The following is a 12,789-nucleotide window of genomic DNA, read 5'->3' as shown; positions in this document are numbered from 1 at the left end:
GGCCGCTGACGGCGTTGCGGGAAAGCCCAAGTACAACCCGGTACGAGCGGCTTCCCCGCGCCTTGCCGGCGACCACCTGGATCCACGGATAACGACCCACTTCACCTTGACGGGGCACTAGTCAGATTGCCGACGCACCATCTCGCTGATCCAGATGGGCGCGTACGGAGACGTGCAGTTCGGGGGAGTCGGGTAGTCCCTGAGTACCTGCAGGCGTTCACCGATGTCGATGGCACGGGCGCGGTACCCGGTGTGCTCGATCCCGATCTGGGCCAGGCAGTGGTTCATCGCCCACTGCAGGCGATCCGGCGCGTCACGCAGCTCCGCCTCGATGACGTCGAGCAGTCCGGCGAGGTCGAGGCCATCGGGCTTCTTGGCCACGCGGTCGGTGGTCAGCGCCCAGCCCGCGCTCGCGACCACCGGATCCGGATCGGCGGACCAGGCCATGCGCAGCTGTTCGGCGTGCGGGTTCTTCTTCACCACGTAGTTCACGAGCCAGTCGTGCACCTTGGGGGTGCGCGCCTCGCGCAACATGGCGTCCAGCTCGGCGCGCTCGAACGCCTTCGGGCGGCAGATCAGGAGTGCCAGCAGCCTCGCCGCGGTGTCACCCGTCTCCCAGAGCAGGCACGCGAGCTCCTGCTGGGTCTTCAGCCGCTTCGCGACCGCGCGCAGCCTGCCGAGGTTCACACCGTGGTCGTCACCGTGTTTCTCGTTCACCGCGCGGACCTTCCGGTCCTCGAGCGTGGCCAGTTCGGCCAGCACCTCGGCCACGGTCGTCGCTTCCACTGTCGTCTCGGCCACCTCGGCCTCCTCTCCATCACGCGTGCGGTTCGGCCCATTCTTCCGTCCAGCCGGGTCGCCGGTCGCGGAGTACCGTTGCTGACCAACATGTCGCAGACCGTTGGAGGGTGTTCGTGCAGATCCAGGTCAACACCGACCACAACATCCATGGTGGCGAAGGACTGGCCACCTACGTGACGACCGAGCTGGCGTCGAGCCTGTCCCGGTTCGACCGGTGGTTGACCCGCGTGGAGGTCCATTTCAGTGAGGACGCGGCCGGCCGGTCCGAGGACAAACGTTGCGTGATCGAGGCCCGTCCCGCCGGCGCGCAGCCGGTCGCGGTGACCCATCACGCGGGTTCGGTGGACGACGCGTACAGCGGTGCCGCACTGAAGTTGGAGAAGGTGCTGGACACCAAGTACTCGCGCGCACACGACCACAAGGGCGGCGAGTCCATCCGCCACATGCCCGCCGATGAGGACGAGCTGAACTGACGGCCCGTGCCGGCGCGGAGCCCCGGCTCCGCGCCGGCACATTGTTCTCGACCGTTGGCGGAGAACTAGGGCATGGCATTCGTCGATGGCGTGACCCGTGCCCCGCGGTGGCGGGCCGCGGGGCACGGGTCGAGGTGGTCAGCAGCCGAGGGCTTCGAAGCCGGACTTGGTGGTGTAGGTGCCGGTGGGTAGGTAGTTGCCCATGGCGGTGGTGCCGCCCGCGGGGATCTGGACGAAGGGTAGGCCGAGGTCGCTGATGTCCTGGGTGAAGCTCGGGTCGGGGTAGAGGTTGCGCAGCACGAGCGTGCCGTCATTGGCGTCGGCGTACAGCCCGCTCATGCCGTTGCCGTTGTTGGACCATTGCAGCCAGTTCTTGCCGCACGCGGCGGTGGCGTTGCTCGGCTTGTCGGCGGTGCGGCTGACCGCGATGGTGTAGTTGCCGCTGCTGTCGGTGGTGATGATTTGGTCGTGTACGCACGGGGTGACAGCTCCGGAGCCGAGTTCGTACATGCACAGTGACCAGTAGCGCACCTGTCCGGTGCCCATGGTCGTGTCGCCGCCCAGCGTGGGTGGTGTGGTGGGGACCTTGCCGGTGAGCTTGACGACGGTGCCGAGGCTGCGGTGCAGCCGCGCGGTGAGGTAGGTGTTACCGATGGTGCCGTACAGCTGGATGGTGGCGCCCATCGCGACCACGAGGGTGTTCTGCCAGGTGGTCGGACTCGTCAGCGGGGAGGCGAGCGCGTACACGGGGTAGGTGATGAGGTTGGGCAGCGTGATGCTCAGCGCACTGGTCGATGCCTGCACGGCGGTGCAGGCCGCGCTACCCGTGGTGGTGCTGTTGTCGGCGTTCTGGACGATGATGTCGGGCAGGGCGACGCCGCCGGTGACGCCGCCCGCGGCGTCGGGCACGGTGATACGCATCAGCATCGTGACGGTGCGGTTGCTGGTACCGGAGTAGATCGTGTTGGTCGCGGGTCCGCCCCCTGGCACGTTGCCGGGCACCACTTCCAGCGTGTAGTTGCGCAGGCTGGCGTTGCGGGCGTTGCCGGCGACGAATGGGTTGACCGAGCTGTCGGCGTCGGGGTGGATGTCGACGTCGTTGATCGACGACGCGATCGTCGAGGAAGCGGTCGTGGCATACACGTTGTAGGACAAGGCGCGGCTGTGCGGGTACTGCCCGTCGAGGAACACCCTGGCGCCGGTCGGGATGGTGAACTTCGCCGACCAGTAGCCGATGCCGGAGTCGAAGTACATGTCGTTGTCGGGTCCGTCGGGGGCGTAGCTGCCGTGCCACAGGCACGTGTTCGTGTCGAACGCGTTCGCCGGCGCGGCCCCGGCGGCCGTCAACATCCCGGCGAACAATGCCAGCACACCGGCTCTGGCGAGCAGACGTCTAACTGTGCCAACGTTCATGGGCACTCCTCGAATCATGACCTGTCGGCCCCCGAGAGCCCCAGCTTCAGGTTGGACCGCCGGAACCTGCGGATACAGGCGCGAACGACTGTAGGCACACAGCGCGCCTGCCGGATACCACGCGTGCCGCCGACCGGCACACCAACCATGCACCTACCGATCACGTCGAACGTCGACAGAGCTGTGTTCCGATTAGCGGAACGCTTGGTGGACGCTCTCCCGGCAGTGGACATCCAAGTCGCATCCGAGTGCGTCGTCCACGCCATTCGCTACATTTACCGGCTGCCCTGTTCTCATGTCGGGCAATTGACGTCAATGTCCACGAAAAGTACCGACAAGCTCGTACTCCCGCAGTACGGCGAACCAACGGTGAGTATGCCATTGATAACATTCAAAAAAAGTATTCGAGCAAGGGGATTGGGGGCGAGCAGGTCCGATACCGTGTCGAGCAGTTCCACCAGGGCTGCCGCCGAGATGGTGCAGGCCGATCCGTTGTAGTTGACCGTTCCTGGCGCGCTCGCGGTTCCATAGGGGGTCGTGACATGACTGGAAATCCTTCGGCTTGGGTCGCCACCGAGCAATCGCATCAGTGGCCGCTCTCACCGCCTCAGTGCGATGTGCCGGTGTCGAGTCGCTGTTCCGCCGGACGGAACAGCGGATTGTCCGTACTGGCTGCACACGACATGTGGCCTGATTTCAGAGGACATCGCTGCCGGGCATGGGGTGCGGTTCCGGAAGGCGTCGGCGGACCGGGTTGTCCCAAGGACCAAGCTCAGCGGTAGAGGCCAAGCAGGGCACGCGACGCCGCGTCCACGACCTCGTCGGCGGAGGCATTGAGGGTGCCGTCCAGCCATGCGGTGACGAGTTCGGCCATGCCGCCGATGAAGAGCAGGCCCGCGGTCTCGTCCTCGACGACGCTCCGGGCGCGTGGGGCGAGCCACTCGCGTGCCTCGATCGCCGACTGGTGGGCGAGGTGGCGCAGGAGTTCCGTGCGGCGCTGTCGCAGTTTCGGGACGGCGACCGACTCCACGATGGCGACCCGGCCCTTCCTGGGGTCGTCGACCAGCAACCGCACGAACGCCTGGATCGACGCACGCACCCGTGCCTCCGGCTCCGTGCCCGCCTTGTCCGCGGCGCGTCTACTGGTCTCCTCGATCTCCACGGCGATGTCGTTCATCAGCGCCTCGAGCAGCGCGTCCAACCCGGCGAAGCTCTCGTAGAAGTAGCGCTCGGACAGGCCGGCCTCCGCGCAGACCGCGGTCATCGTGGTTCGCGTGTCCTGGTCCGCCCACACCGCGAGCGCGGCATCGAGCAGCCGGGTCCGGCGCGCGGCGGCGCGTTCCTCGGCGCTGATGCCCCGGTAGACACCCGACTGCCCAGCCATGGCGCCCACCATGCCACAACGGACCAAGGTTGACAGGACGTCCTTCCTGAATCAGGCTGGACGTGACCGCCGCCACATCCAGCGCGAGGTGAGCCAATGACGGCCGAAACCCTCGAACCGCGCCCGCTCCCCACACTGCACCGCGAGGACCGCGGCCTGCCGTTCATCGGTCAGATCCTCGAGTACGCCAAGGATCCGGTCGGCCTCTACCGGCATCACTGGGAGCGCTACGGTCCGGTCGCCCCCTTCCGCACGGTCGGCAAGACCGCCGCGGCGATGCTGCTCGGACCGGACGCCTGCGGCGAGGCACTGCAGAACAAGGACAAGGCCTTCGCCAACGGGCCCGCCTGGTCCCAGCTCGTCGGCCCCTTCTTCAACCGTGGCCTCATGCTCCTCGACTTCGACGAGCACAGGGGACACCGGCGGATCATGCAGGAGGCCTTCGTCCGGCCGAGGCTCGAGGCCTACACACGCAGGCTGCACCCGGCCATCGAACGCGGCACGAGCACCTGGCAGGCGGACACGGAGTTCCCGGCGCACTGGCGGCTCAAGCAGTTGACGCTGGACATCGCGGCCGACCTGTTCATGGGCGGTGCGCGCGACACCAGCCCGGCGCAGATGGACCGGGTCAACAAGGCCTTCATCGCCTGCGTCCAGGCCGCGGCGGGCATCATCCGCGCGAACGTGCCCCTCACCCGGTGGGGGCGGGCCTACCGAGGTCGCAAGGTGCTCGATGGCTTCCTCCGCCACTACCTGCCCGCCAAGCGCGCGAACCAGACCGACGACATCTTCTCGGTGCTCTGCCACATCGAGACCGACGACGGCGACCGCTTCACCGACGACGACGTCATCAACCACATGGTCTTCCTGATGATGGCGGCGCACGACACCTCGACCATCACCACCTCCGCGATGCTGCAGTACCTCGGTCAGCACCCGGACTGGCAGGACCGCTGCCGTGCCGAGGCGCTCGCCATCGGCCCGGCCCCCTCGGCGGCGGAGCTGGAAGGGCTGGTCGCCATCGACCTGGTGATGCGTGAGGCACTCCGGCTGCGTGCGCCCGTCCCGGTGCTGGTCCGCCACACCGTCAAGGACACCGTCGTCCAGGGCGTCCGCATCCCGGCGGACACCGGCGTCGCGCTGGGCATCCAGTTCACCCACCTGATGGCCGACTACTGGACCGACCCCGAGACGTTCGACCCGGACCGGTTCTCATCCGAGCGCCGCGAGGACAAGTCGCACCGGTTCGCGTGGATGCCGTTCGGCGGCGGCGTGCACAAGTGCATCGGGATGAACTTCGGGGGCCTTGAGGTCAAGGCGATCCTGCACCGGCTGTTGCGGGAGTACCACTGGCACGTCGAGCCCGGCTACGTGCCGCCGATGGACAACCACTCCCTGCCCTTCCCCAAGGACGGTCTGCCGATCACCATGACCAGGAACTGAGGAACGCCGATGGACTTCGACGACACCCAGGAAGAAGCCGCATGGCGTGCGGAGGTACGTGAGTTCCTCGAGCGGCACCGCGAGGAGCTCGGCTCCCGGAACGACGACGTGGCCAGGGCACGGCAGGCCACCTTGTACGACGCCGGGTTCGTCGGCGTCACCTGGCCTGTCGAGGCGGGCGGCCGCGGTGGCACGCCGATGCAGCAGGCGATCATCGATCAGGAGATGGCCCGGCTCGGCCTCCCAGGGCTGATCAACCTCATCGGCATCGGCATGTGCGGCCCGACCGTGATCATGCACGGCAGCGACGACCAGAAGCAGCGCTACCTCAAGCGGTTGCTCCGGGCGGACGACCTCTGGTGTCAGCTGTTCAGTGAACCCGCCGCGGGCAGTGACCTGGCCGGGCTGCGGACCAGGGCCGTCCTCGGCGAGGACGGCAACTGGCGGGTCGACGGGCAGAAGGTCTGGACGACTCTCGCCCACCTGTCCGACTACGGCATCCTGCTCACCCGCACCGACCCCGACGTGCCCAAGCACCGAGGGCTGACCATGTTCGTCGTCGACATGAGGGCCCCGGGCGTCACGGTGCGGCCGCTGCGGCAGATGAGCGGTGGCGCGGACTTCAACGAGGTCTTCTTCGACGACGTGGTGATCCCCGACGCCGAGCGGCTCGGTGACGTCGGCGACGGCTGGCGGGTGGCGCTGACGACCCTGATGAGCGAGCGCCTCTCGCTCGGTGGCGGCGGCACCGGGATCGGCGCGCGGGCGGAAACCGTCGCCCGGCACGTCGCGGAGCACCTGGACGGGTTGTCGCCCGACCGGCAGGTGCTGGCCAGGCAGGAGCTAGGCCGCGCGTACGTCGCCGTGCTCGGCGCCAGGTACACCGGCTACCGCCAGCTCTCGAAGCTCAGCCGGGGTGAGCTTCCCGGCCCGGAGGCGTCGGCCGGGAAGCTCTCCGGCACCCGGTCGGCACGCGATCTGGCGGACCTCGCGGTGCGCGTGCTCGGCGACGACGCGCGCGTCGCGACGTCCCGCGACGGCAGCGACACCTGGCAGACCCTGCAGGCCGGGCTCCCCGGCATGGCCATCGCGGGCGGCACCGACCAGGTCCTGCGCAACATCATCGGCGAGCGCGTCCTCGGGCTGCCCGCCGAGCCCCGTGCCGACAAGGGCGTCACCTTCAGGGAGAGCCTCGGATGAACTTCGACCTGGATCAGGAACACCTGGACCTGGCCGACGCCGCGCGGGACTTCCTGTCGGCGTCCGCCTCCCCGGCCGCGGCCAGGGCCATGCTGGACGACGGCGCAGGCGTGCGGCCGGGCCGCGCGGAGCTGGTCAAGAGCGGCTTCGCGACCATCACCATCCCGGACCGCGCGGGCGGCGGCGGTGGCGGGCTGCTCGACCTCGCCGTGGTGGCCGAGCAGGCCGGGCGCCTGCTCGCCGGCCGGTCGCTGGTGACCTTCGCGCGGGCGGCGGTGCTGCTGGGCGGCGACGACACCCGGCTGGCCGCCATCGCGGGGGGAGAGCTGGCCGTCGCGGTCGTCGACGACGACGGCCCCGTCCTGGACGCGGTCGGCGCCGACACCTTCCTGGCGTTGCGGGACGGCGCGCTGGTCTGCGGGCCGGGCGTCGTCACGGCCCGCGACCCGATCGACCCGACCCGCGGCCTCGGCGACGTCACCCTCGGCGCGACCACGGAGCTGGTGCCGGACGCGACCGACCGGTGGCGGCGGGGGGAGCGGGTCGGCAGGACGATCCTCGCCGCCGAGGGTCTCGGCGCCGCGTCCCGCGTCCTGGAGATCGGCGTGGAGTACGCGATCGAGCGGCGCGCCTTCGGCCGTGCGATCGGCTCCTACCAGGCGGTCAAGCACCTGCTCGTCGACACCTACGTCGAGGTGGAGCAGCTCCGCTCGCTGGTCTGGTGGGCGGCGTGGGCCGCCGACAACGCACCGGACGAGCTGCCCATTGCCTCGGCCGCCGCCAAGGCCGCCGCGGCCACCACCCTCGAACACGCGGCGGAGACGGTGATCCAGGTGCACGGCGGCATCGGGTTCACCTGGGAGCACGACGCGCACCTGTACTGGCGCAGGGCCAAGGTCGACCGGTTCGTCCTCGGTGACGACGTGTCCGCCTACGACGAGGTGGCGCGGCTGGCGGTGGCCAGATGAGCACCCCGGGAGAGCACAACCTCGCCGTCCTGGCCGAGGAGGCCTTCGAACGCCTCGGCGACTACGAGTCCCTGTTCTTCGAGGGCAGGTGGCTGACCTCGGGGGAGCTCCACGAGCGTTCGGCCCGGGTCGCCGGTGGCCTGCGTGCACACGGCGTCGCGCCGGGGGACCGGGTCGTCGTGATGATGATGAACACCCCGGAGGTCTTCATCTCCTACCGCGCGATCTGGCGGGCAGGCGCCGTCGTGACGCCGGTGATCTTCCTGCAGACCGCGCCGGAGCTCCGGCACATCCTGACCGACTCGGGGGCCACGGCCGCGATCATCAGCGCGGAGCTGGTGGACCTGTTCCTCGGCGCGGCGGACGGGCTCGACATCACCACGTTCGTAGTCGGCGGATCGTTCGCCGACCTGGAGAGCGGCGAACCGGCTGGGATCGAGCCCCGCGCCGACGACGACCTCGCGGCACTGCTCTACACGGGTGGCACGACCGGCCGGGCGAAGGGCGTCATGCTCAGCCATCGCGGGCTGTGGGAGTCCGGCCACGGCCTCAGCGAGGTCGCCAGTGCCACGAACACGACCCGGTCGCTGCTGCCGCTGCCGCTCTCGCACGCCTACGGCCTGATCGTCACCATCGGCGCCCTGCACTCCGACCGCAGGCTGGTCTCGGTCCTGCAGCGCTGGTTCGACCCGGCCGCCTGGTTGCGGCTCGTGGCGGAGCACAAGGTGGAGACGAGCCCGGTCGTCCCCGCCATGCTCCAGCTGCTGCTCACCCAGCCACTCGCCGACCACGACCTGTCGTCGCTGCGGACGTTCGGCTCCGGGGGCGCCACGCTGCCACCCGCGGTGCGGGAGGAGGTGGAGAAGGTCTTCGGGGTGACCCTCCTCGAGGGCTACGGCCTCACGGAGGCCAGCGCGGCGGTGGCGGCGGAGTCGGTCGCCGACCACCGTGCGGGCAGCGTCGGCAAGCCGCTACCGCACGCCGAGGTGGCCATCCTCGACCCCGACGGGAACGCCGCGCCGGTGGGCGAGATCTGTGTTCGCGGTCAAGGAGTCATGCTCGGCTACTGGAACGAACCGGAGCTGACAGCGCGGACCATCAGGGACGGCTGGCTGCACACCGGCGATATCGGCCGCCTCGACGATGACGGGTTCCTCTACGTCGTCGACCGGATGAAGGACCTGATCATCCGCGGCGGGTTCAACGTCTTCCCGCGTGACGTCGAGGACGTTCTGCTCGAGCACCCGGCGGTGCGGCTGGCCGCCTGCGTGGGCAGGCCCGACCAGGAGAGCGGCGAGGAGGTCGTCGCGGCCGTCCAGCTGGCGCCGGGTCACGAGGTGACCGGCGCCGAACTCGTCTCCTTCGCCAAGGAGCGGATGGCGAAGTACAAGTACCCGCGTGAGGTGGCCGTGCTGGACGCCGTGCCACTGACCAGTGTCGGCAAGATCAACCGGAAGGCTGTGCGCGACCTGTTCGCCAACTGAGACGGCAGGTTGCCTCGCGGGCGCCAGATGTGCGCAACCTCTCCCCCGGGGGAGAGGATTACCTTGTGCACACAGGGATGTGCGTACCCTGGCGGCGTGCGTACCAGGGGGAATCTGTTCAGGATATTGGGTCTCTGCCTGCTCGCCGGGGCACTCGTCGCGGGCACGTTGCTCCCGGTCGCCGCGGTCGCGGGGATGGTCACCAACGAGGCCAGCGAGACGGTGGAGTCGCTGTCGGCCGAGCTTGCCGACGATCCGCCGCCGTTGGTGACGACCATCACCGACCGGGAGGACAACCCGATCGCGACGCTGTACGACCAGTACCGCATCCCGACCGCGTCGGACGAGATCTCCGACGCGATGAAGTGGGCGTTGATCTCGGTCGAGGACCGCCGTTTCTACGAGCACCACGGTGTCGACTGGAAGGGCACGGTGCGTGCGGCGCTCAACAACTCGTCCGGGGGTGACACCCAGGGCGCCTCGACGCTGACCCAGCAGTACGTCAAGAACTACCTGATCAACGTCACCTACCGGAACGACAAGGCCGGGCAGGAACGCGCGCAGGAGACGAGCATCACCCGCAAGCTCACGGAGGCGCGGATCGCGATCCAGCTCGAGACGACGATGAGCAAGGACGAGATCCTCGCGGGCTACCTCAACGTCGTCGAGTTCTCGCGCCAGGTCTACGGCGTCGGCGCGGCCGCTCGTTCCTACTTCGGCACCACGCCGGACAAACTCACGGTCGCGCAGGGCGCGCTGCTGGCGGGCATGGCCAACAACCCGTCCATCTACGACCCGTGGAGCCACCCGGAGCGAGCCCTCGACCGGCGCAACTTCGCGGTCGACAAGATGGTGGCGAACCGCAAACTGTCCACAGAGGACGCGAAGGAAGTCAAGGCCGAACCGCTCGGCGTGCTGCCCGACGGCCCTGCCAAGCCTGCGGCGAACTGCGTCGGTGCAGGCCCGGAGCACGGCTTCTTCTGCCAGTACGTCCAGGACTACCTTCTCGAACACGGGATGTCCGAGGACGACCTGTACACCGGCGGCTACACGATCCACACCACGTTGGACCCCGCGGCCAACCACGCCGCGAAGGAGTCCGCCGAGCAGCAGGTGGACAAGACCGAGGAGAACGTCGCCAACACGCTCTCCCTGGTGAAACCCGGCAAGGACCGCCACGAGGTGGTGGCGCTGGCCGCCAACCGTGACTACGGGCCGGACGCCGCGGCCGGCCAGACCGAGTTCGCGCTGCCGTCGGCCATCTCCAACGTCACGGGCACCGGGTCGAGCTACAAGGTGTTCACCGCCGCGGCGGCGATGGAACGCGGCGTCGCCGGAATCCACGACACCGTGCAGTCGCCGAGCTCGCACACCTCGGACGTGTTCGTCGGCGGCGGCTCGCAGTGCCCGTCCGTCGCCAGGGGCACCTGGGCCTACTGCGTCACGAACGCCAGCGAGGGCGGGAGCGGTGCGATGTCGCTGCAGACCGCGCTGCAGACCTCGCCGAACACGGCGTTCGTCATCCTCGAGGAGAAGGCGGGCATGGCCGCCGTCCTCGCCATGGCCAACCGGCTGGGGATGCGCAAGACCATGGCCGCCAACGCCGCGACCGGCGCCGCACCCGATCCCGGTGCCGACTCCGCCGAGGGCAGGCAGAGCCAGACCGAGTTCTTCGGGCCGAGTGAGAACTCGGCGGGCAAGGGCTCGTTCACCCTGGGGGTGAGCCCGACCAGCGGGCTGGAGCTGGCCAACGTGGCCGCCACGATCCTCAGCGGCGGCGTCTGGTGCCCACCGACCCCGCTCAATGGCGTCACCGACCGCCACGGCAAGCCGTACCCCGTCAAGGAAGAGCCGTGTGAGCAGGCCGTGCCGGAGGGTCTCGCCAACACCCTCGCGGTAGGCATGAGCAAGGACGACCTGGCCGGCGGCACCGCCCACGCCGCCGCACAGGGCGTGGGCTGGACCCGGCCGATGATCGGCAAGACCGGCACCACCCAGCACAACGGCTCCGCCGCCTTCATCGGCGGGACACCCCAGCTCGCGGGCGCGGCCATGGTCTTCCGGCCCGACCGCCCCTACGGCGGACTCATCGACGGCGGCCCTGGCGACGTCACCGCGACCGACAACGACTCCGGCAACATGTTCGGCGGCATGACCCCGGCCAGAACCTGGTTCGGCGCGATGAGCAAGATCCTGGACGGCCAGGAGGTCCTGCCGCTACCCACGCCGGACCCGAAGTTCGAACGCACGAACTGAGCCCATGCGGCCGGGCCTGGCGGATCATCGGGTCCCAACGAGGATTCAAGGACGGGCGCGGCGACGTGCCGGAGGATGGCGGGCACGTCACCGCCCCGAAGGTGGCTGTCGGAGGGGCAGGGGGTCACGGACGCCGGCCCTGGTGTCGTATCGACCGCCGACTGGCCACGAGGGCGGGTCATGCCTGTAGCTCGGCGAGGAGGGCGGGCACTGCGGCCTTTGCGGGTTCGAGCAGTGGTGTGACCATGCCGCGGTTTCGGGCAATTCGGATGACGTTGGCGCACTTCAACAGTTGGGACAGCTTGCCGGAGCGGGTTTCCAGATCGGCGGCGAACTCGTGTTGCACGCGCTCGGCCAGTGCCGCGTCGGGCAGCGACGCCTGCCACAGGGTGGCCGCGTCGTAACCTCGTGGGGCAGCTCCCCAGTCGCCCCAGTCGAGGAGATGCCCATCGGTGGTGACGTTGCTCCAGTGCAGGTCGGCGTGGGCGGTGGCCCACTCATCGACGGTGGTGTCCACGCCCTCGAAGACCTGGCCGATCCGCGTGGCCAGGTGTGCTTGGGGCATCCCGACCAGCTTGGTCTCATACTTGCCCAGCTCGGCCAGCGACGCCCGCATGTCATGCCACCAGGAATCCGGCAGTGCCGCAGCAGCCACGAGTCCGCCGCTGGCGTCGACAGAAGGCGAGGTGATCAGTTCCAGCTCGTCGGCTCGCCACACCTGGCCGCGTTCCTCATCGACCCACGTCGTGCTCTGGAACCACTCGGGCTTGAGCACTCCAGGAATCGCGGACGCGGCTTCCAACCCGATCCAGGATGCGCCGGGACCTCTCCATCGAGGGCGGCACTCGACTCGCACCCAGGTTCCCCGAGTCGACCGGAAGCCCTCGGTCACCCCGTAGATCCCGTACACGACGGACGAACGGTCGAGTTCCACACCCAGCCCACGTTCGACACGCTCGATCACGTCGTCGTGCGGTTGCTCGCGGACGTCGAACGTGACCGTCATGCCGCTGGCCGGTCGAACGGTGGACACTGCGGTAAGCCTTTCGATCATCGACAGGGCGCTCCGACCCCCCCGTCGCGGTTGTCGGTCGGTCGCCTTCACCAAGTCAGGTTGCAGGTGCGATGTGTGTCCTAAGCTACGGCGCGACCGAGTAGGCCACACCGACGACCAGCCCCTGATACCCGGCGGCTGATGAGGGTCTCGGCCAAGGTCGTAGCGTCAAGTCCGGTCAGCGTGGTGACCTGCTCGATGCTCTCCGGGCGACCGGAGAGCAACAGTCGCAGCGCGGGTTCGGCACGGGCCGCCAGCGTGAGCAGTGCTCCGCCAGCGCCGCCCAGGCTTTCGCTGATGATATGCAGTCTTT

10 protein-coding genes are annotated in these 12,789 nt (G+C 69.0%); 6 read left to right on the top strand and 4 right to left on the bottom strand.

Annotation, left to right across the window (positions count from 1 at the left end; genetic code table 11):
- Window positions 1-117 precede the first annotated feature (117 nt).
- Entirely contained in the window at window positions 118-786 is a 669-nt protein-coding gene (locus tag WBA97_RS06420) for a DNA alkylation repair protein (RefSeq protein ID WP_424229818.1), read from the bottom strand.
- A 122-nt stretch (window positions 787-908) separates the two neighbouring features.
- Here WBA97_RS06420 and WBA97_RS06415 point away from each other — a divergent pair, with 122 nt between their 5' ends.
- Window positions 909-1,274: an HPF/RaiA family ribosome-associated protein gene (locus tag WBA97_RS06415; RefSeq protein WP_424229768.1), complete on the top strand. Its 366-nt coding sequence runs from the start codon at window positions 909-911 to the stop codon at window positions 1,272-1,274.
- Between the two features lie 138 nt (window positions 1,275-1,412).
- Here WBA97_RS06415 and WBA97_RS06410 read toward each other — a convergent pair whose 3' ends face one another.
- Window positions 1,413-2,687: a hypothetical protein gene (locus tag WBA97_RS06410; protein WP_424229767.1), complete on the bottom strand. Its 1,275-nt coding sequence runs from the start codon at window positions 2,685-2,687 to the stop codon at window positions 1,413-1,415.
- A gap of 772 nt (window positions 2,688-3,459) precedes the next feature.
- Window positions 3,460-4,071 carry a TetR/AcrR family transcriptional regulator gene (locus tag WBA97_RS06405; protein WP_424229766.1) on the bottom strand — a complete coding sequence of 204 codons (612 nt, stop codon included), beginning with the start codon at window positions 4,069-4,071 and terminating at the stop codon, window positions 3,460-3,462.
- A 96-nt stretch (window positions 4,072-4,167) separates the two neighbouring features.
- Here WBA97_RS06405 and WBA97_RS06400 point away from each other — a divergent pair, with 96 nt between their 5' ends.
- From WBA97_RS06400 to WBA97_RS06380, 5 genes are all read left to right on the top strand, one after another.
- Window positions 4,168-5,514, top strand: coding sequence for a cytochrome P450 (locus WBA97_RS06400; protein ID WP_424229765.1), 1,347 nt, complete (start codon window positions 4,168-4,170; stop codon window positions 5,512-5,514).
- A gap of 9 nt (window positions 5,515-5,523) precedes the next feature.
- Entirely contained in the window at window positions 5,524-6,714 is a 1,191-nt protein-coding gene (locus WBA97_RS06395; RefSeq protein WP_424229764.1) for an acyl-CoA dehydrogenase family protein, read from the top strand.
- Entirely contained in the window at window positions 6,711-7,682 is a 972-nt protein-coding gene (locus tag WBA97_RS06390) for an acyl-CoA dehydrogenase family protein (protein ID WP_424229763.1), read from the top strand. Before WBA97_RS06395 ends, WBA97_RS06390 begins: the two co-directional genes overlap by 4 nt.
- Complete coding sequence (locus tag WBA97_RS06385) at window positions 7,679-9,166, top strand: class I adenylate-forming enzyme family protein (RefSeq protein WP_424229762.1); 1,488 nt, start codon at window positions 7,679-7,681, stop codon at window positions 9,164-9,166. The genes WBA97_RS06390 and WBA97_RS06385 overlap by 4 nt, the downstream gene beginning before the upstream one ends.
- 96 nt (window positions 9,167-9,262) lie before the next feature.
- The gene (locus tag WBA97_RS06380; RefSeq protein WP_424229761.1) at window positions 9,263-11,422 is read left to right on the top strand and encodes a transglycosylase domain-containing protein; all 2,160 of its coding nucleotides are present in this window, start codon (window positions 9,263-9,265) and stop codon (window positions 11,420-11,422) included.
- Window positions 11,423-11,600: 178 nt separating this feature from the next.
- Here WBA97_RS06380 and WBA97_RS06375 read toward each other — a convergent pair whose 3' ends face one another.
- On the bottom strand, window positions 11,601-12,527 hold the full coding sequence (locus WBA97_RS06375; RefSeq protein WP_424229760.1) for a hypothetical protein: 927 nt from the start codon (window positions 12,525-12,527) through the stop codon (window positions 11,601-11,603).
- Window positions 12,528-12,789: the final 262 nt, after the last annotated feature.

The organism is Actinophytocola sp. (assembly GCF_049647105.1).
Lineage (GTDB): Bacteria > Actinomycetota > Actinomycetes > Mycobacteriales > Pseudonocardiaceae > Actinophytocola.
Note: the sequence above shows the minus strand (reverse complement) of the source record. Positions and strands in the feature narration are given on the sequence as shown.

Bases quoted from the DNA above. Each gene is read 5' to 3' on its own strand.
- WBA97_RS06385 (WP_424229762.1), top strand. From the start codon at position 7,679: ATGAGCACCCCGGGAGAGCACAACCTCGCCGTCCTGGCCGAGGAGGCC.
- WBA97_RS06395 (WP_424229764.1), top strand. From the start codon at position 5,524: ATGGACTTCGACGACACCCAGGAAGAAGCCGCATGGCGTGCGGAGGTA.
- WBA97_RS06405 (WP_424229766.1), bottom strand. From the start codon at position 4,071: ATGGCTGGGCAGTCGGGTGTCTACCGGGGCATCAGCGCCGAGGAACGC.
- WBA97_RS06410 (WP_424229767.1), bottom strand. From the start codon at position 2,687: ATGAACGTTGGCACAGTTAGACGTCTGCTCGCCAGAGCCGGTGTGCTG.
- WBA97_RS06390 (WP_424229763.1), top strand. From the start codon at position 6,711: ATGAACTTCGACCTGGATCAGGAACACCTGGACCTGGCCGACGCCGCG.
- WBA97_RS06400 (WP_424229765.1), top strand. From the start codon at position 4,168: ATGACGGCCGAAACCCTCGAACCGCGCCCGCTCCCCACACTGCACCGC.